General features: G+C 71.6%; 19 protein-coding genes. 17 read left to right on the forward strand and 2 right to left on the reverse strand.

Annotated elements, in window-relative coordinates:
* Window positions 1–11: 11 nt before the first annotated feature.
* A complete protein-coding gene (locus WBN91_RS15745) occupies window positions 12–1,310 on the forward strand; it encodes an ABC transporter substrate-binding protein (protein WP_337723937.1) in 1,299 nt (432 codons plus the stop codon).
* Between the two features lie 91 nt (window positions 1,311–1,401).
* On the opposite strand, the gene WBN91_RS15750 is transcribed toward WBN91_RS15745, so the two are convergent.
* The gene (locus WBN91_RS15750) at window positions 1,402–1,935 is read right to left on the reverse strand and encodes an NPCBM/NEW2 domain-containing protein (protein WP_337723938.1); all 534 of its coding nucleotides are present in this window, start codon (window positions 1,933–1,935) and stop codon (window positions 1,402–1,404) included.
* Window positions 1,936–2,753: 818 nt separating this feature from the next.
* Here WBN91_RS15750 and WBN91_RS15755 point away from each other — a divergent pair.
* The 7 genes from WBN91_RS15755 (at window position 2,754) to WBN91_RS15785 (ending at window position 8,913) form a co-directional block, all read left to right on the forward strand.
* The gene (locus WBN91_RS15755) at window positions 2,754–3,362 is read left to right on the forward strand and encodes a DUF4255 domain-containing protein (protein WP_337723939.1); all 609 of its coding nucleotides are present in this window, start codon (window positions 2,754–2,756) and stop codon (window positions 3,360–3,362) included.
* A complete protein-coding gene (locus WBN91_RS15760) occupies window positions 3,359–5,350 on the forward strand; it encodes an ATP-binding protein (protein WP_337723940.1) in 1,992 nt (663 codons plus the stop codon). Before WBN91_RS15755 ends, WBN91_RS15760 begins: the two co-directional genes overlap by 4 nt.
* Before the next feature lie 161 nt (window positions 5,351–5,511).
* Entirely contained in the window at window positions 5,512–6,219 is a 708-nt protein-coding gene (locus tag WBN91_RS15765; protein ID WP_337723941.1) for an eCIS core domain-containing protein, read from the forward strand.
* A 123-nt stretch (window positions 6,220–6,342) separates the two neighbouring features.
* Entirely contained in the window at window positions 6,343–7,863 is a 1,521-nt protein-coding gene (locus WBN91_RS15770; protein WP_337723942.1) for a phage tail sheath family protein, read from the forward strand.
* Between the two features lie 15 nt (window positions 7,864–7,878).
* Window positions 7,879–8,322: a phage tail protein gene (locus WBN91_RS15775; RefSeq protein WP_337723943.1), complete on the forward strand. Its 444-nt coding sequence runs from the start codon at window positions 7,879–7,881 to the stop codon at window positions 8,320–8,322.
* 4 nt (window positions 8,323–8,326) lie between these two features.
* Window positions 8,327–8,755 carry a hypothetical protein gene (locus WBN91_RS15780; RefSeq protein WP_337723944.1) on the forward strand — a complete coding sequence of 143 codons (429 nt, stop codon included), beginning with the start codon at window positions 8,327–8,329 and terminating at the stop codon, window positions 8,753–8,755.
* The gene (locus WBN91_RS15785) at window positions 8,752–8,913 is read left to right on the forward strand and encodes a DUF6760 family protein (RefSeq protein WP_337723970.1); all 162 of its coding nucleotides are present in this window, start codon (window positions 8,752–8,754) and stop codon (window positions 8,911–8,913) included. The genes WBN91_RS15780 and WBN91_RS15785 overlap by 4 nt, the downstream gene beginning before the upstream one ends.
* Window positions 8,914–10,014: 1,101 nt before the next feature.
* Here the strand turns inward: WBN91_RS15785 and WBN91_RS15790 are convergent.
* Window positions 10,015–10,761, reverse strand: coding sequence for a hypothetical protein (locus WBN91_RS15790; protein ID WP_337723945.1), 747 nt, complete (start codon window positions 10,759–10,761; stop codon window positions 10,015–10,017).
* 364 nt (window positions 10,762–11,125) lie between these two features.
* Between WBN91_RS15790 and WBN91_RS15795 the strand changes: the two genes are divergently transcribed.
* The 9 genes from WBN91_RS15795 to WBN91_RS15835 are packed head-to-tail and all read left to right on the forward strand — an operon-like array spanning window position 11,126 to window position 18,906.
* Window positions 11,126–11,389 carry a hypothetical protein gene (locus WBN91_RS15795; protein WP_337723946.1) on the forward strand — a complete coding sequence of 88 codons (264 nt, stop codon included), beginning with the start codon at window positions 11,126–11,128 and terminating at the stop codon, window positions 11,387–11,389.
* A 13-nt stretch (window positions 11,390–11,402) separates the two neighbouring features.
* Window positions 11,403–11,834, forward strand: coding sequence for a phage tail protein (locus tag WBN91_RS15800; protein WP_337723947.1), 432 nt, complete (start codon window positions 11,403–11,405; stop codon window positions 11,832–11,834).
* Between the two features lie 6 nt (window positions 11,835–11,840).
* On the forward strand, window positions 11,841–12,599 hold the full coding sequence (locus WBN91_RS15805; protein ID WP_337723948.1) for a CIS tube protein: 759 nt from the start codon (window positions 11,841–11,843) through the stop codon (window positions 12,597–12,599).
* On the forward strand, window positions 12,589–14,406 hold the full coding sequence (locus WBN91_RS15810) for a VgrG-related protein (protein ID WP_337723949.1): 1,818 nt from the start codon (window positions 12,589–12,591) through the stop codon (window positions 14,404–14,406). The genes WBN91_RS15805 and WBN91_RS15810 overlap by 11 nt, the downstream gene beginning before the upstream one ends.
* Before the next feature lie 11 nt (window positions 14,407–14,417).
* Window positions 14,418–14,699: a PAAR domain-containing protein gene (locus WBN91_RS15815; RefSeq protein ID WP_337723950.1), complete on the forward strand. Its 282-nt coding sequence runs from the start codon at window positions 14,418–14,420 to the stop codon at window positions 14,697–14,699.
* Window position 14,700: 1 nt separating this feature from the next.
* Window positions 14,701–15,111: a GPW/gp25 family protein gene (locus tag WBN91_RS15820; RefSeq protein ID WP_337723951.1), complete on the forward strand. Its 411-nt coding sequence runs from the start codon at window positions 14,701–14,703 to the stop codon at window positions 15,109–15,111.
* Window positions 15,108–17,051, forward strand: coding sequence for a putative baseplate assembly protein (locus tag WBN91_RS15825; protein WP_337723952.1), 1,944 nt, complete (start codon window positions 15,108–15,110; stop codon window positions 17,049–17,051). Before WBN91_RS15820 ends, WBN91_RS15825 begins: the two co-directional genes overlap by 4 nt.
* Window positions 17,048–17,587: a phage tail protein gene (locus WBN91_RS15830; protein ID WP_337723953.1), complete on the forward strand. Its 540-nt coding sequence runs from the start codon at window positions 17,048–17,050 to the stop codon at window positions 17,585–17,587. Before WBN91_RS15825 ends, WBN91_RS15830 begins: the two co-directional genes overlap by 4 nt.
* Entirely contained in the window at window positions 17,584–18,906 is a 1,323-nt protein-coding gene (locus WBN91_RS15835; protein ID WP_337723954.1) for an NADase-type glycan-binding domain-containing protein, read from the forward strand. The genes WBN91_RS15830 and WBN91_RS15835 overlap by 4 nt, the downstream gene beginning before the upstream one ends.
* Window position 18,907: the final 1 nt, after the last annotated feature.

Consider the following 18,907-nt stretch of genomic DNA (forward strand, 5'->3'; position numbering starts at 1 on the left):
GGGTGAAACGGATGTCCGCACGGAGTCACAGAGCGGTGCTCGTGTTGTTCTCGGCGTTGGCGCTCACCGCCGTGGCCTGCCGGGGAGGTGACGGCGCGGCCCCGGCCGAGGGCAAGGGCGGTGTCAAGGTCGACTTCGGCGTGACCAGCGAGGCCTGCCCGCAGACCGGCCACAGCGACCGGGGCTGCATCTACCTCGGCTCGATCTCGGACCTGACCGAAGGGCCGTTCAAGACGCTGGCGGTGCCGATCACCGACGCGCAGAAGGCGTTCTGGAAGCGGGTGAACGACCAGGGCGGCATCGGCGGCTACGACGTCGACGTCACGACCCACGTCAAGGACAACAAGTACAACCCGCAGATCCACAACCAGGTCTACCAGGAGATCAAGGGCAAGATCCTGGCGCTGGCGCAGACCCTCGGCTCGCCCACGACCGCGGCGATCCTGCCCGACCTGGAGAACACGCAGATGGTCAGCGTGCCCGCGTCGTGGACGTCGTTGTGGGGCCACGAGGAGGTCGTGCTGGAGTCCGGCACGAACTACTGCCTGGAGTCGATGAACTCCGTCGACTACGCGGTGGAGAAGCTGGGCACCAAGAGCGTCATGGCCGTGCACCTGCCCGGTGACTACGGCGACGACGCGGCGGCCGGCGCCAAGATCGCGGCGGAGAAGCGCGGCGCCACGTTCTCGTCCGTGGTCACCCAGACCGGCCAGGACAACCAGGGCGGGGCGATCGACGCGATCGTGTCCGGCAAGCCCGACCTGGTGATCCTCACGACGGGTCCGACCGACGCGGCGGTGATCATCGGCCAGACGGCGGCACGCGGGTACAAGGGCAAGTTCATCGGCACGTCCCCGACGTGGAACCCGGGCCTGCTGAAGTCCCCGGCCGCGCCCGCGATCAAGGCCCTGTACTACCAGTCGGCGCCGTGGAAGGCGTGGGCGACCGACACGCCGGGCCACAAGGCCATGCGGGACGCGCTGCCGAGCGTGACGCCCAACGACGGCTACACCGCCGGGTGGGTCTGGTCGTACCCGTTGAAGGCGGCGCTGGAGAAGGCGGTCGCCAACAAGGACCTGACCCGGGCGGGGTTGTTGAACGCCGTGCGGCAGCTGGACCAGGTCGACTACGAGGGGATGCTGCCCTCCGGCGCGGGCAAGTTCTCCGGCAGCCCGAACGACGGCGTGGTGCGGGAGAGCCTGATCTACAAGCCCGACGACGCCGCTCCCACCGGTGTGACGCTGGTGGAGGACTTCTTCGTGGGGTCGACGGCGAAGGACTACAAGTTCGAGAAGCCCTGCTACCAGTGATCGCCCGCTGAACGGCCGGCCTCCCGCTCTTCGGCGAGGCCGGCCGTTTCGCGTGTTCGTGCGTGTCGTGCGTTTCGCGTGTGTCGTGCGTTCAGCGCAGTGGGATCAGGCGTGCTTCGACCCACACGGCGACCCGTTCGGGGCCGGGGCAGCGGGTGGCGTCGCCGTCGGGCGGTTCGACGCCGATCGCCAGGCTCTGGACGCCGGTGAGCGCTATGTCGACCGGTTGCGGAGCTTTCCCGACGTGTTGGAATTCGACGGATCTTGTGCCATCCGTCATCACGTAGAAATCGAGCGGCCTGGTGTCCGGCGAGTCCCCGGCGATGGCGACTTGTGCGGTGAGCCGGGTGAATTGCCTGTCAAGTGTGAAAGCCAACTGCGCCTTTCCGCACCAGGCCCCGCTGACCCTCCACGCTTTCTCCCGCATGTTCCCGCGCACGTTGGCCCGACCCGAAGTCCACGGACCCCGGTCGTTCTCGGTGTCGGGCGTGGTGCCGGCGGTGGGCTCGCGGTCGGAGAGCCAGGTCGTGCCCGGTTCCGGGTCGTACGTGGTGGTCGTGGTGGCGGTGGTGCGGGGAGTGGACAGTGATTCCACAGAGGACGCCACGGGCGTCGGTTCCGGCACCAATTGCGTCCCGAGCACTATTCCGACCGCCAGAACGGCCACTCCGGCGACGGACAATCCCACTAATCGGCCTGCGGCCATGCGCACGCGCCCTCCGGGTCAAGACGTGAGTCGAACTCGCGACCAACCCGTGCCCCCACCACGGATCTCAATTGGAGCGGAAGGTTAGCAGCAATCGCGGAAAACGCAACGACCCCGAAGCTCCGCCGAATTGCGGTGCTTTCACCCGCAATCAAGGATCCGCCAAGCGGGTGACAAACCCACCCCGCCCCCACCCGCTCACGACTCCCACCCTCCACCCCACCACCGCTGCCCGCCGCCGCCCCCCACCACCGCTGCCCGCTGCCGCCCCCCACCACCGCTCCCCGCTGCCGCCCCCCCGCTGCCGCCCCCCGCCGCCGCCCCCCGCCGCTGCCCCCCGCTGCTGCCGCCCGCCGCTGCCGCTGCCCGCCGCCCGGCCTCGCCCCGCCGTGCCCGTCGGCTGCCCGCGCCGGCGGATCCCCTCCTCCGGCCACGTGCGTCGGATTGTCGGTGGCCCGTGGGATGATCGTTCCGGGGGCCGGAGGCCACGCCGCCTCACGCCCAACGCACCGCCGCGCCTGCCGCCGCCGCGCCTGCCGCCGCCGCGCCTGCCGCCGCCGCGCCTGCCGCCGCCGCGCCTGCCGCCGCCCACTGCCCTTCCCCAGCCGTCCCTCCCTCCCCGCAGCCGGCCAACAGCGAGCGAGCGGGTGGGGGTGCCCGTGAGGGCAGGGAGGTCTGCCCCGAGGTCCGGTCGGGTGTCGGTGTCTCGTCGAGGGCTCCGCACGCACAGTGAGGGCGTGATCCACGAGGTAGACGAGGCCCTTCGGCGGCTGGTCCGGGACGACGCGTTGCGCGGGACGGATGTCGAGGTGGCGTTCGACGCGCCGACCAAGGACTGGGCGGCGCGGCGCAACGCGCCCACGGTCAACGTCTACCTCTACGACATCCGGGAGGACCTGCGCCGGCGGCAGCGCGGGCTGTTGAACGACTACGAGAACGGCCAGGTCGTCGCTCGGCGGTTGCCGCCCCGGCACATCAAGCTCTCCTACCTCGTCACCGCCTGGACGCAGCGGTCCGAGGACGAGCACCGCCTGCTGTCCGAGCTGCTGGTCGGGTTCATCCGGCATGAAGCCGTGCCCCCCGAGCTGCTGACCGGGAGCCTGGCCGCCCTCGAGCTCCCCGTGCCGATGACGGTGGCCTTGCCGCCGCCGGAGGACCGGGCCTTCGCCGACGTGTGGACGGCCCTGGGCGGGGAGTTGAAGCCCTCGCTGGACGTCGTCGTGTCGGCGCCGGTCGACTCCGGGCGGGTGTACCCGGCCGGGCCGCCGGTCGAGGACGGGGTTCGGTTGGACATGGGCGGCGACTCGGTTCGGCACCGGCCCGCGATCACCCGCAGGCACTCGTGAACGCGGGCAGCCTGCCGCACCTGTTCGCCCGGCTGGCCGCGCTGGAGCGGCGCATCCGGGACGCGGTCGCGGCTCGGCGGCAGGCCGATCCCAACCCGGACGACCCGTTCCGCGGGCTGTACCTGTCCGACGAGGCCATCGAGGCGTTGTTGGCGTCGCGGCGGGAGCCGTTCGTGCCGTTCCAGGCCACCGGGACGGCCGGTCGGCTCGGGGCGTTGGCCGAGGTCGCGCTTCTGTCCAGTTTGGACGTCGAGTTGTTGTTGGTGGCGTTGGCACCCGATGTCGACAGCCGGTTCGAGCAGTTCTACGGGTACCTGAACGACGACGTGACCCGCCGCCGTGCCACGGCCGGGCTCGCGTTGCGGCTGTGCGGGTTGCCCGAGGCCGCCGCCGCGGGGAGGTCGCGGTTGGACCCGGCCTCGCCGTTGGTCGCCGCCGGGCTGCTGGTGGTGGAGGACCGCGAGCGGCCGTTCCTGTCGCGGTCGTTGCGGGTGCCGGACCGGGTGGTGAACCACCTGCTCGGCGACGACCGGCCGGACGCGGCGTTGACCGGCGTGGCGCGCGTGGTGGAGGAGCCCGCGGTGAACGCCGATGTCGGGCGGCTGGTGCAAGGGCTGCGGGCCGGGATTCGGCTGGTTTACCTGCGGGAACGGCCCGGTGGCGGTGCCGCGGAGCTGGGTGCGGCGGCGTTGCGGCAGGCCGGGTTCGGGGTGCTGGAGGTCGATGCGGCGCGGTTGCGCGCGGAGCCCGACCACCCCGAGCTGGTGAAGGCGGTGTTGCGGGAAGCGGTGTTGCGCGGGGCCGGGGTGGTGCTCGGTGCGGTCGAGGAGGATCCGCCATTGCGGGCGTTGAGCCACCCCTCCGTGCCGTTGGTGGTGTTCGGGTCCGAGTTGTGGAATCCACAGTGGAGCGTTGACCCGCCGTTGGTGCAGGACGCGGTGCCGTTGCCGGTGGCGTCCCGCGCCCAGCTGTGGCGGGACCGGCTGGGTGGCCGGCTCGCCGCCGGGGTTGATCCGGCGTCCGCCACGGCGCACTTCGTGTTGGGACCGCAGCAGATCGCGCGGGCGGCGCAGGCCGCGTCGGTGTCGGCGTTGGTGGACGGCGGTGTGGTCACCGTCGAGCACCTGAGGGCGGGCGCGCGCGGGCAGAACGCGGCCGGGTTGCAGCGGCTGGCGCGGCGCATCGAACCCGCGGTGTCGTGGGACGACCTGGTGCTGCCGGGCACGGTCGTGGGGCTGTTGCGGGAGCTCGCGGCGCGCGCCAAGCACCGGGGACGGGTGATCGACGAGTGGCGGATGAGACCCGGCGGTGGGCGCGGTCGTGGCGTGACCGGGTTGTTCGCGGGGGATTCGGGCACCGGCAAGACGATGTCCGCCGAGGTGATCGCGGCCTCGCTGGGCCTGGACCTGTACACGGTGAACCTGGCGACGGTGGTGGACAAGTACGTCGGCGAGACGGAGAAGAACCTGGAGCGGATCTTCACCGAGGCGGCGGGTGTCAACGGGGTGCTGCTGTTCGACGAGGCCGACGCGATCTTCGGCAAGCGGTCGGAGGTGCGCGACGCGCACGACCGGTACGCCAACATCGAGTCCGCGTACCTGTTGCAGCGCATGGAGACCTTCGACGGGATCGCCGTGCTGGCCACGAACCTGCGGGCCAACCTGGACGAGGCGTTCACCCGCCGGCTGGACGTCGTGGTCGACTTCCCCGTGCCCGACGAGGACCTGCGGCGCGCGCTGTGGGACAAGTGCCTGGGCACGACCGTGCCGCGGACGCGGGTCGACCTGGACTTCCTGGCGGGCGCGTTCGACCTGGCGGGCGGGCACATCCGGTCGGCCGCGGTGACCGCCGCCTACCTGGCAGCCGAGGCCGGGCGCGCGATGGGCATGGCCGAGGTGGTGGGCGCGGTGGCCCGCGAGTACCGCAAGCTCGGCCGGCTTGTCGGCGCGCGCGAGTTCGGCCCGTACCTGGACCTGGTGGTGTCGTGACCGGCCTGTCGTGGCGGAGGCGCGTCGTAGTCGGGGTGCGGCGTGACCGCTGTGTCGTGACTGCCCCTTCGGGCAGCCGAGTCGGCCCCTGCGCGTCTTCCACCGGCCTGCTCGCCGGGTGGATGCTCGAACCCACTTCCGGGGTGTGAGGGGCGAAGGTCATGCGCGGACACGAACACGAGGGCGAGGCCGCGTTCCGCCCGCGGGGCGACCGGCCCGAGCGCGAGGAGCACGACCTGATGGGCAAGGCCGCGGCGGCCGGACGTGCCGACGTGCTCGGCCCGACCGGCATGCTCGGCCTCCAGCGGGCCGTGGGCAACGCGGGCGCGAGCGCGGTGGTGGACGAGGAGTCGCCGGTGCACGGCGTCATCCGCTCCGGCGGCGCGCCCCTGGACGCGGGCGTGCGCGAGGACATGGAAACGCGGTTCGGCACCGACTTCTCCGGCGTCCGCGTGCACACCGACGGCGCGGCCAGCGAGTCCGCCAAATCGGTCAACGCCCAGGCTTACACGGTCGGGGACAACATCGTCTTCCAGAACGGCAAGTACGACCCGTCGACTGACTCGGGCAAGCACATGCTCGCGCACGAGCTGACCCACGTCGTGCAGCAGCGCAGCGGCCCGGTCGACGGGACGGACGCCGGCGGAGGCGTGAAGGTCAGCGACCCGTCGGACCGGTTCGAGCGGGAGGCCAGCGCCAACGCCGACCGGCTCATGTCCGCGCCCGCCGCCCAGCGGCACGAGGGCGGGCACGAGCACGTGCAGCGCGAGGAAGCACCGGTCGAGGAGGAGGCTCCCGAGGAGGAAGCCGCGCCGGTGCAGGGCATGTTCGTGCAGCGCCAGGACGACGAGGCCGTCGAAGAGGAGTGAGTTGCCCGTTGGGGCAGCTTTCCGCTCCCCCCGACACCGTCCGCAGGGCGTTTCGCCGGCGGGGTCACGACCAGCAACATCAACGACACAGCCGGTTCCACACGCGACTTGGGAGGCAACGCAATGCCCACCTATCTCTCTCCGGGGGTGTACGTCGAGGAGGTGGAGGCGGGTGCGCGGCCCATCGAGGGCGTTGGCACCGCCGTCGCCGCCTTCGTGGGTTTCGCCGCGCGCGGCCCGTTCAACACGCCGACGCTGGTGTCCAACTGGGCCCAGTACACGCAGACCTTCGGCGACTTCCTGGAGGACAGCTACCTCGGGCAGTCGGTCTACGGCTTCTTCCTCAACGGCGGCACCAACTGCTACGTCGTGCGCATCGGCGGCGAACGCGGCAACAGCAACGGTTCCTCGCCGTCCGGCCCGCAGGCCGTCCTGGGCAACTACCGCGTGGCCGCGAAGGAACTGGGCGCGGCGGACATCACCGTCGAGGTGGCCGACGCGTCCGGCGAGAACCCGCCCGACGACCGGTTCACGTTGCTGGTCAAGCAGAACGGCAAGGTCGTCGAGACGCACAACGTGTCCACCAAGCGCACCAAGGACAACGTCGTCACGGTCGTGAAGGAGAAGTCCAACCTCATCACGATCGAGGAGACCGCCTCGACCGCGCTGGCCAAGCCGGACAAGGGCAGCGTCACGTTGCAGGACGCGCCCGCCGCGCCCCCCGTGCCGCGCAAGATCGCCGCCGACGACTACGTGGGCGACGTCGCCGACCGCACCGGGTTCGGGGGTCTGGAGGCCCTCGAAGAGGTCACGATGGTCTCGGTGCCCGACCTGATGAGCTCCTACCAGCGCGGGCTGATCACGCTGGAGTCGGTCAAGGCCGTGCAGCTGGCGATGATCGCCCACTGCGAGCTGATGGGCAACCGCATCGCGATCCTCGACCCGCCGCCCGGCCTGAACCCGCAGCAGGTCCGCGACTGGCGGCAGAACGTCGCCGGCTACGACTCCAAGCACGCCGCCCTGTACTACCCGTGGGTCAAGATCTTCGACCCGGCCAGCGATGAGCACGTGTTCGTGCCGCCGAGCGGGCACATGGCGGGCGTGTGGGCGCGCACCGACGGCACGCGCGGCGTGCACAAGGCGCCGGCGAACGAGGTCGTGCGCGGCGCGGTGGCGCTGGAGACCCAGCTGACCAAGGCCGAGCAGGAACTGCTCAACCCGATCGGCGTCAACTGCATCCGGGCGTTCCCCGGGCGCGGCATCCGGGTGTGGGGCGCGCGGACGCTGTCCTCGGACCCGGCGTGGCGGTACCTGAACGTGCGGCGGCTGTTCAACTACCTGGAGGACTCGATCCTCCTGGGCACGCAGTGGGTCGTGTTCGAGCCGAACGACGATGCCCTGTGGGCCCGCATCCGGCGCACCATCAGCGCCTTCCTGGTCACGGAGTGGCGCAAGGGCGCGCTGTTCGGGCTCACCCCGGACGAGGCGTTCTACGTCAAGTGCGACCGGGAGACCAACCCGGCCGAGAGCATCGACCTCGGGCAGGTCGTGTGCGAGGTGGGCATCGCGCCGGTCAAGCCGGCCGAGTTCGTGATCTTCCGCCTGGCGCAGGTCTCCGGCGGCACCAGCCTGGTCAACGAGTAAAGGCGGTAACCAGTCATGGCCCTTCCCGACCTCGACACGTCCGTCGGCCACTCGTTCGGGCTCGAAGTCGACGGCGTCGCGATCAAGCAGATCTCGGAGGTGTCCGGCTTGAAGATGGAGCAGGACGTCATCGAGCTCAAGCAGAACACCAACGACGGCAAGTACATGATCAAGAAGCTGCCCGGCCGGCCGAAGGCGGGCGAGGTCACCCTGACCCGTGGGCTCACCGGCGACAACAGCTTCGAGAAGTGGGTCAAGGACGCGCACTTCGGCAAGATGTCCAACGCCCGCAAGGGCGGCGCGATCATCGTCTACGACTACGAGGGCCAGCCGATCAAGCGGTACAAGCTGACCAACGCGTGGCCGAAGTCGTTGGAGATCGGCACGTTGAAGGCCGGCGACACCAGCGTCCTGACCGAGAAGCTCGTGATCACGTACGAGATGATGGAAATCGAGTGACGCCATGCGCAGGGTGATGGCCGCTGTTCCCCCGGTCGCTTCGGACCCCGTGGTGGACGTGGCGCCGATGCGGACGGAGTTCAACTTCGAACTGCCCCGCGGGTACGTCGACGACGCCGGCGTCGTGCACCGCACGGGCGTGATGCGCCTGGCGACCGCACGCGACGAGCTGGTGCCGCTGCGGGACGACCGGGTGCGGGAGAACGCGGCCTACCTCACGGTGGTGCTGCTGGCCAGGGTGATCGTGCGGATCGGCACGGTGACCGACGTGCACGCGGGTGTCGTGGAGAACCTGTTCGCGTCGGACCTGGCGTTCCTCCAGGACATGTACCGGCGGATCAACAGCGAGGGGCACACGCGGGCGGCGGTGGCCTGTCCCGAGTGCGGGCACGGGTTCAGCGTGGACGTCGCGGGCGGGCGCCTGGGGGAATAGCGACGTACGCGGCCGACCGCCTCCACGAGGAGGTCGCGTACGTGGCGTACCACTTCCACTGGTCGTGGGAGTCCATTTTGGACATGGAACACGCGGACCGGTTGCGGTACGTGGCCGAGATCGCGCGCATCAACACGAGGATCAGCCAGGGGCGGTGAGGACGTGAAGTGGCCGTGGCGCAAACAAGAGGCGCCCGAACCGCCGCGCCCCGGGCCGGTGGTGCGGGGCGAGTGGCGATCGGTGCCGCCCATCCGGACGGTCGTTCCCGCGCACCCGTTGGTGAACCCGGTGCAGCGGTTTTCGGCGGGGTTGACGTCGTGGCAGTCGCCGGCTTACCTGGCGCCACTGGTGCACGACGTGGCGCCGACCGAGCCGTCCGGCGTGGTGGACGGCTTGCTCACGCCGGTCGTCCACCCGGACCTGCCGCTGGCCACCCCACCCCGCAAGCCGCGGGGCCCGGTGGTCCAACGCCTGCTGAACCTCTTCCCCACGAGCTCGGAGCCACCCGACCCACCCGCGGCCCTGGTCGAGGCGGAGACACCCTCCGCTCCGATCGCGACTGAGACACCTCTCGCTCCGGCCACCGAGGCTCCTCTCGCACCGACCCCTGCCCCAGCCCGGACCTTGGAAGGCCCTCCACCAGCCGGGACCAAGCCCACACCCACCGCACCCTCGACCCCGAGAACCCCGGTCAGCGTGCAAACCTTGATCACGCCTGCGTTGACCCCCTCGCCGCCCGCCACCCCTTCTCCGCAAGCCGACTTCCCTCCGATGTTCGACTCCTCTCCAGTGGCCGATGCTGGGAGTGTCGAAGCGGCAAGGGACGTACCGGTGGTCGCCACACCGACGGTCCAGACCTTCGCCGACACCGCCCCGACCGCTGGTCTCCACAACGCGCCGCTGACCATCCCCGCCGACCCCATCTCGCCGGCAACACCCACTCCGACGGGCGCGCCAACCCCGCCCCCCGCCCCGCCCTCGGCACCCGCACAGGCCTCGCCGAGTGTCCAGGCCTCGCCGAGTGTCCAGTCGTCGCCGAGTGTCCAGTCGTCGCCGAGTGTTCAGCGATCGCCGGGTGTTCAGACTCCGCCGACTGCCCAACCTCCGCTGGCCGTCCAGACCTTGCCGTCTGCCCACACTCCGCCGGTTACCCCGACCACGCCGGCCGCTGAGACACCACCAGTCGCGCCGATGATGCCGCCTGCGCGGGTCGTGCCGGCCGCCCAGTCCTCACCGCCCGTGCAGGCACCGCTGGTTGCTCAGCTGCCGCCGCCTGTGGAGGACGTGCCGGCCGCCGAAATCCCGCCAGCCGCCCCAACCTTGCCAGCTGTCCAGACCGCCCCAAGTTTGCCAACCGTGCAGACCGCGCCGACTGTGCAGACCTTCCGGGCCTCGCCGATCTTGCCGACCGTGCAAACCACACCGACCTCACAGGCTCTGCCCGCGACCAGGACTCCCTCGACCGCTCCCATCACCTCCGCCGAGCCACTCGCACCGACCGCACCCGCCTCGCTGACCCCGGCAACCGCGCCCGAAGCACCTGCCGCGCCCGATACACCCACCTCGGCCGGATTGCTTGCCGCGCCCGAGCTTCCCACCGCGCCTGAGGTGTTTGCCGCGCCCGAAGTGTTTGCCGCGCCCGAAGTTCGCCCCTCGCTCGGTGCGCCCACTGCGCCCGAGGTGCCTGCGCTTGAGGTGCCCGCATCCATTGCGTCCAGCCCACCGATGGCTGCCAGCGCACCGGTGGTGCCCAGCGCGCCCGTGGCTGCGAGTGCGCCGGTGGTGTCGAGGACGACCGTGGCTGCCAGCGCGCCGGTCGCTACCAGGGCACCGGTCGCTACCAGGGCACCGGTCGCTGCGAGTGCTCCGATCGCTGTGAGTGCGCCGGTCGCTGCGGGTGCGCCGGTCGCTGCAAGTGCGCCGGTGGCTGCCACTGCGCCGGTGGCTGCGAGTGCGCCAATGGCCGCGGGTACGCCGGTGGTTGCGGGTGCGTCGGTGGCTGCCACTGCGCCGGTGGCTGCGAGTGCTGCGGTGGCTGCGAGTGCGCCGGTGGTGTCGAGGGCGGCCGTGGCTGCGAGTGCACCAGTTGTTGCTCGGATGGAAGCTGGGGCGGCTGTGCCCACGTTGGGCGGGTCTGGCTCGGTGCCTGGGAGTGTGCGGCGGGTGGGGTTGGGGGTGCCTCGGGTTGAGGGGGTGTCCACTGGGCCGCCGGTCGCGGTGCAGCGTGCGTCGTCCATGAGGGATGAAGTGGGCGGTGGTGCGGGTGGGCCGGTGCTGGGGATGGCATCGGCCCCTCGCGTGCCGGTTGAGCGGGGTGTGGGCTCGACGCCCGTCGGGCTGGGGGTGCCTGGGTTGCTCATGGGGCATGCGGTGGTGCAGCGGACGGAAGTGGTGACGGCCGAGGAGTCGGGGGCGGGCCAGGCGACGCAGCAGGAGCTGCCGGCGCCGCAAGTCGAGCAGCAACAGCAAGTTCAGCAACAGCAAGTTCAGCAGCAGCAAGCTCCGCAACAACAGCAAGGCGTGGAGCCGGAGGAGTTGCTCAAGAAGCTCTACGACCCGCTCCTCCGCCGCCTCAAAGCCGAACTCTGGCTGGACCGCGAGCGCCGAGGCCTGTTGACCGACCGGTGGCACTGAGAGGAACGGCGCGATGGCTGACGTGGAAGAGGCGGTTGCCGTGTGCTTCGTCGTGCGCATCGACGACGAGAGCCTCGGGTCGTTCAACTCCTGTGACGGGCTCGGGGTGGAGTTCACCATCGAGCAGCGCGAAGAAGGCGGCAACAACGGGATGGTGTGGCAGCTCCCCACCCGGATCAAGTACTCCAACGTCAAGCTCTCCCGCCCCGTCACCAAGGACAGCGCCAAGATCATGAAGTGGATCGCGGGCATGGCGGCGGGTATCGCGCGCAAGACCGCCGTCATCGAGGCCCGGACGCTGGAAGGCACGGTGATCGCGAGCTGGGCGCTGAGTGGCGTGGTTCCGGTGCGGTGGAGTGGACCACAGCTCTCCGCCGACTCGCCCAAAGTGGCCACCGAGACGCTCGAACTGGCCCACCACGGCTTCCTGAGCTCGGCGAGGTGACGACCGATGGCCTCCCCGATCACCTTCACCTCCGCCGGGACCAACGGCGCCACCTCCTACGCCGCCCCCTCGAACCTCCAGAAAGCCACCCTGGCCGTCCACGAACCACCCAAGGCCGGCGGCGCGGCCAAGCCCGGCGGGTTCCTCTTCGACATCACCTTCCAGTTCAACCCCAAGGAACTCACGCTCACCAAGAACGCCAAGTGGGAGCGCAGCCGCCAGCCCAACAACGCCAAGGCCGGCCCGCCGGAGTTCAAGGGGCCGGACCCGTCCAAGCTCGCCCTCGAACTGTTCCTCGACGCCACCGAACGCATGGACGACAGCGTGGTGCGCAAGGTCGAGCAGCTCTTCTCCTGCTGCGTCCCGACCCAGGACAGCCGCCAGCACGGCAAGGGCTCCCCGCCGTGGGTGATCTTCAAGTGGGGCGGCATGACCGGGTTCCCGGCCTACGTCTCCAGCGTCACCGCCAAGTACACCTTGTTCACCCCCGCCGGCACGCCGGTCCGCGCGGTGTGCACGGTCAACCTCGAAGAGATCTCCGGCGAGCCCGGCGGCCAGAACCCGACCTCGGGCGCGCTGGCCGCCCGCGACTCGCACGTCCTGGTGGCGGGCGACACCCTCCAGTCCCTGGCCTACAAGGCCTACGGCAACGCCGAGCTGTGGCGGGAGATCGCGGAGGCCAACGACATCGACGACCCGATGCGCCTGCGCCCCGGCACGCGCCTGCTGGTGCCCGCGTTGGAGGAGATCCGCGATGGCCAATGAGAGCTTCGCCAACACCCTCGTCGTGGAGGTCGAGTCCGCGCCGCTGCCCGAGGACGTCAAACCGCTGCTGACGCACGCCTTCGTGGACGACAGCCGCAACCTGCCGGACGTGTTCGTGCTGCGCTTCCGCGACCCCGGCCACGTGGTGCTGGAGAAGGGGAAGTTCAAGGTCGGCGCCAAGATCGCGCTCAAGGTCCAGACGTCCGACCCGGGCGGCCCGCAGCTGCTGATGAGCGGCGAGATCACGGCCGTGGGCGTCGAGCTGGACAGCGGCGGCACGTTCACCGAGGTCCGCGGCTACGACCTGGCGCACCGGCTGTTCCGGGGCCGCCGCACGGCCGCCTACCCGAACATGACCGTCTCCGACATCGTGCGGAAAGTGGCGCAGCGGGCCAACATCCCGCTCGGTGACGTCGACGACGTGAAGGGCTTCAGCGGCAAGCCGAACACCCAGGTCAGCCAGGACAACCTCAGCGACTGGGAGTTCCTGTCCCGCCTGGCGGGCGCGGTCGGCGCGCAGATCGCCGTGGTGGAGGGCAAGCTGACCTTCCAGCTGCCGGACAAGCCCTCCGGCGCGCCGGAGCGCAACGCCAAGGCCAAGTCCAACCCGCTGGTGCTGGAGATGCACCGCAACCTGCTGTCGCTGCGGGCCGCGGTCACCGCCGCCGAGCAGGTGCCCGAGGTGCAGGTGCGCGGCTGGGACTTCGAGAACAAGAAGGCCGTCACCGCCACCAAGGCGCCGGAGATGCTGGGCACGGAGATCACCGGCGTCGACCCCAAGGCCCTGGCCGGGAAGTTCGGCGCGCCGCCGTTCCTGGCCACCGGACCGTACCGGGGGCAGGGCGAGGTGAACGCGGTCGCCGCCGCGCTGAGCACCCAGCTCGGCAGCGCGTGCGCGGAACTGGCCGGCGTGGCGCGCGGCAACCCCAAGCTCAAGGCGGGCACGGCGGTGGCGCTGACCAACATCGGCGACCCGTTCGCGGGCAAGTACACGCTGACCAGCACCCGGCACCTGTTCGCCGAGCAGGTCGGCTACACCACGGAGTTCACCGTCTCCGGTCGCCAGGAACGCTCCCTCTACGGGCTGGCCAACAGCGGACCCTCCCAAGCCAAGGGCGGCGGCCTGGTGCCCGCCGTGGTCACCGACATCAAGGACCCGGCGAAACTGGGCCGGGTCAAGGTCAAGTTCCCGTGGCTCTCCGAGGACTTCGCCAGCGGCTGGGCGCGGACCGTGCACATGGGCGCGGGCGCGAACCGGGGTTCCCTGGTGCTGCCCGAGGTCGGCGACGAGGTCCTGGTGGGCTTCGAGCACGGCGACTTCGACGCGCCTTACGTCCTGGGCGGCCTCTACAACAGCAAGGACACCGCGCCCAAGCTCACCAAGGACCCGGTGGACGGCGGCAACGGCGAGGTCACCACCCGCGGTTTCGTGTCCCGCAAGGGCCACAAGGTCGAGTTCGTGGAGGACGAGGGGATCGTCGTCTCCAGCGGCGACGGCAAGTTCGTCGTCAAGCTCGACCAGAAGAACCAGGTGGTCGAGGTGACCAGCGGCAAGGCCGTGACCATCAAGGCGCAGAACGGGGTCACCATCGACGCCGGCACCGGGCCGCTGGAGCTCAAGGGCCAGAAGATCACCGCGCAGGCCCAGACCGACGTCGAGGTCAAGGCCGGCGCGCAGCTCAAGCTCAACGGCACGACCGGCGCGAAGGTCGAAGGCGCGACGGTCTCCATTGCCGGACAGGGGCAGACCGAGGTCACGGCCAGCGGCGTGCTCACCGTGCGCGGCAGTCTCGTGAAGATCAACTAGGGGAGGCGGACATGCCACCAGCGGCGAGGGTGGGCGACCCCACGGGGCACCCCGGGGTCGTCGGGCCGCCGGGCGTGCCGACCGTGCTGATCGGCGGGATGCCGGCGGCGGTCGTCGGCAACCCGCACATCTGCTCGTTCCCCGGCCTGCCACCGCACCCGCCGAGCGTGCTGATCCCGCCCGGCTGCCCGACCGTGCTCATCGGCGGCCGGCCCGCGGCGCGCATGGGCGACATGTCCGCGTGCGGCGCGCCGGTCGTCATGGGCTTCCCGACCGTCATGATCGGAGGGTGACGTGGACTTCGTCGGACGGGGCCTGGCCTTCCCGGTGCACACCGACGCCACCGGCTCGGTGGCGCTGGTGGGCGGCGACCGCGAGGTCGTGGAGAGCATCCGGCTGATCCTGGCCACCGCGCCGGGGGAGCGGCCGATGCGCCCGGAGTTCGGCTGCGCGATCCACGACCTGGTGTTCGCGCCGGCCGACGCCGCCACGGCGGGCCGGATCGCCTACGAGGTCCGGGTCTCCCTGGAACGCTGGGAACCGCGCATCACGCTCGCGGACGTGTCGGTCGGCTTCGACGAGGTCGACCAGGGGACGCTGCTCATCGACATCCGTTACGCGCTGCGCGGCACCAACGACCCGCGCAACCTGGTGTTCCCCTTCTACGTCATCCCGCCGCACGAGGCCGACGAGGAGGGCGCATGACGTCGATCCCCGCCCCGAACCTGGACGACCGCCGCTTCCAGGACCTGGTGGACGAGGCCAAGCGCCGCGTCCAGCAGCACTGTCCGGAGTGGACGGACCACAACGTTTCCGACCCCGGTGTCACGCTGATCGAGGCGTTCGCGCACATGGTGGACGAGCTGCTCTACCGGCTCAACCGCGTGCCCGCCCTGCACTACCTGAGGTTCCTGGACCTCATCGGGGTCAAGCTGTTCCCGCCCACGGCCGCCCGCGCCGAGGTCACCTTCTGGCTGTCCGCGCCGCGCGAAGTGCCGGTGGTGGTGCCGTTGGGCGCGCAGGTCGCCACCGAGCGCAGCGAGATCGAGGACCCGGTCGTCTTCACCGTGGACCGCGAGCTGTCGATCGTCCCGTGCGAGCTGAAGCACCTGGTCACGGCCACGGCCGACCCGAACGTGCCGCCCGCCGACCGCACCGACGAGCTGCGCGACGGCAAGTCCCCGGAGTGCTTCAGCGACCCGCCCGCGCCCGGCGACAGCGTCCTGTTCGGACTGTCGGACGCCGTGCCCGGGTGCGCGGTGCTGCTGCGAGTCGAAGCGCACGCCGAGGGCCGGGGCGTCGACCCCCGCCGCCCGCCGTGGGTGTGGGAGGCGTGGAACGGCACGGGCTGGACCGCGTGCGAGATCGACCGCGACTCCACGGGCGGTTTCAACAAGCCCGGTGACGTGGTCCTGCACGTGCCGCGCACGCACACCGCGTCGGTCATCGCCCGCCAACGCGCGGGCTGGCTGCGGTGCCGGGCCGTGGAACCGCCGCCGGAGCTGCCGTTCTACCAGAAGCCGCCGAAGCTGCTGGCCGTCACCGCCGCCACGATCGGCGGCAGCACCGACGCCACGCACGCCGACATCGTGCGCAACGAGACCATCGGCGTGTCGGAAGGCGTTCCGGGACAACGGTTCGCGCTCACCCGCACGCCGGTCGTGGTGGACGACGGCACGCTGGTGGTCGAGGTCGCCACCGCCGACGGCTGGGAGCGGTGGACCGAGGTCCGGTCCTTCGCCGAGTCCGGCCCGCGCGACCGGCACGTGGTGCTGGACCGCGTGGGCGGCGAGGTGATCTTCGGCCCGGCCATCCGGCAGCCCGACGGCAGCGTGCGGTTGTTCGGGGCGGTGCCGGCGAAGTCCGCCGCGATCCGCGTGCCCGAGTACCGCACCGGCGGCGGGTTGCGCGGCAACGTGGCCCGCGGGTTGTTGCAGGTGCAGCGCGACCCGGTGCCGTTCGTCAGCTCGGTCACCAACCGCGAACCCGCGAGCGGCGGTGTGGCGGGGGAGTCGGTGCAGGACGCTTCCCTGCGCGGTCCGCTGGTGCTGCGCACGCGGGACCGGGCCGTCACCGCCGAGGACTACGAGCTGCTGACCCGCGAGGCCGCGCCGGAGATCGCCCGCGTGCGGTGCGTCCCGGCCGGGCAGGGGTCACCGGCCGTGCGGGTGCTCGTGGTGCCCGCGGTCGGGGTGGACGAGGAAGCCGATTTCGGGGCGCTGCAACCGAACGCGGAGGTGCGGCAGCGGATCGAGCGGTTCCTGGACGAACGCCGCTGCATCGGCGCGCGGGTGTCCGTGGAGCCCCCGTACTACCAGGGCGTCACGATCGTCGCCCAGCTCCGGTCCCGCGCCGGCACCCCCGAGGACGTCCTGCGGACGCGCGCGGTGCAGGCGCTGTACGAGTACTTCAACCCGATCAGCGGCGGCCCGGACGGCGACGGCTGGCCGTTCGGGCGGCCCGTGCAGTCCGGCGAGGTGTACGCGGTGCTGCAACGGGTCCCGGGCGTCGAGCTGGTCGAGGACGTGAAGCTGTTCGGCGCGAACCCGGTGACCGGCGAGCGCGGCAACGCCGTGCCCCGGCTGGACCTGCCGCCCAACGGCCTGGCGTTCTCCTACGGCCACCAGGTGCGGGTGACGCGATGAGGATCGGCGGACCCACCCTGCCCACACCGCACCCGCTGGCCGACCGGCTGCCCGCGGTGTACCTGGAGGACGACTTCACGCAGCGGTTCCTGGCCGCGCTGGACGAGGTGCTGGCGCCGGTGTTCACCGCGCTGGACGGGTTCGCGGGCTACCTGGACCCGAAGGTGGCGCCGGAGGACTTCCTGGACTGGCTGGCGCACTGGGTGGCTTTGGACGTGGGCGAGGGCTGGTCGGTGTTGCAGCGCCGGGCGCTGGTGGCCAACGCCGTGCAGCTGCACCGGTGGCGCGGCACGCGGCGCGGGCTGATCGCGCACGTGCGGCTGCTGACCGGCGGACAGGTGGAGGTCGTGGACAGCGGCGGCTGCACGTCCTCGGACCGGCCGGGCGCGCCGCTGCCGGACACGGGTCCGGCGCGGGTGGTCGTGCGGGTGCGGGTGGCCGACCCGGCGGCGGTGGACCGGGTGCGGCTGTCGGCCGCGATCGCCGCCGCGGTGCCCGCTCACGTGGTGGTCGAATTGGAGGTCGGGGGACTGTGATCGTCTGTGCGCAGTGCGGGGAGCGCAACGCCCGGGGTGCGGAGTTCTGCGGGTCGTGCGGCACCTACCTGGAGTGGGAGCGCACGCCGGCCGCCCAACCGGTGCCCGGCCCACCGCCGGACCAGTCGCCGCAGGGCGCGCCGCCGAGGCAGGGGCCGCCGGGACCGGGCTGGGGCGGACCCGGCCAGAGCGGTCAAGGGCCGCCCGCGCCGAACTGGGCCGGGCCGGGCCAGGCCGCACCGCGACCGGGTCCGGGACAACCTCCGCCCCCGCCGGGGTGGGGCGCGCCGGGGCAGAGCGGCTCGGGCCGACCGGTGCCGCCGGGTTGGACCGGGCCGGGGCAGAGCGGTTCGGGTCAGCCGGTGCCGCCGCCGGGCTGGAACGGGCCGGGGCAGAGCGGTTCGGGTCAGCCGGTGCCGCCGCCGGGCTGGAACGGGCCGGGGCAGAGCGGATCCGGTCAGCCGGTGCCGCCGCAGCAGCCGGCGCCGCAGCAGCCGGGGGCGATGCAGCCCACCGACGAGCGCCGCACCCCGCCACCGCCGCGCCCGCAGCTCACCGAGCGCCGCCAACCCCAGCCCGGTGACCTGATCTGCGGCCAGTGCGGCGAGGCCAACCCGCCGACCCGGAAGTTCTGCTCCCGGTGCGGCGAGAAGCTGGCCGACGCCCGGGAGGTGCCGCAGAAGTGGTGGCGGCGCCTGTTCCCGCGCCGCGAACCCGCCGCCGCGGGCACCCGCCACCGCCGCCGCGGCTCGGTGGGCCGCACGGTCGGTCGGGTGCTGCGCTGGTCGCTCGTGGTCGCCCTGCTCGGCGGCCTGGGCCTCTACGGCCTGCACGGCCAGTTCCGCAGCGCCGTCAACAGCCAGGCCCTCGGCGCGGTGGGCACGGTCAAGGACTGGTTCAGCAACGAGGCCAAGCCGATCCGACCCAACGACGTCACGGCCAACGTCGCCAGCCCCGGCCACGAGCCGAAGCTGGCCGCCGACAACAACACGGCCACCTACTGGTCCGCGCCCCTGGAACCGGCGCCGCCCGCGCTGGTGCTCAAGTTCGACCGGAAGGTCGACCTGGCGCAGGCGATGTTCCTGGTCGGCATCCCCAACGCGTTCCAGACCGCGCACCGACCCGACAAGGTGCACCTGGTCTATTCGAACGGCAAGACCCAGGACCTCAACCTCGTCGACCTGCCCGAGCCCAAGGCCGTGCAACTCGAGGGCGCGCAGGGCGTCGAGTGGATCGAGGTGCACGTCGAGACGGTGCACCGGTCGTTGCAGGGCAACGAGGTCGCCATCTCCGAGATCGAGCTCTTCACGGTGGAATGAG

Source organism: Saccharothrix sp. CCNWYY140 (assembly GCF_037401995.1).
Lineage (GTDB): Bacteria > Actinomycetota > Actinomycetes > Mycobacteriales > Pseudonocardiaceae > Actinosynnema.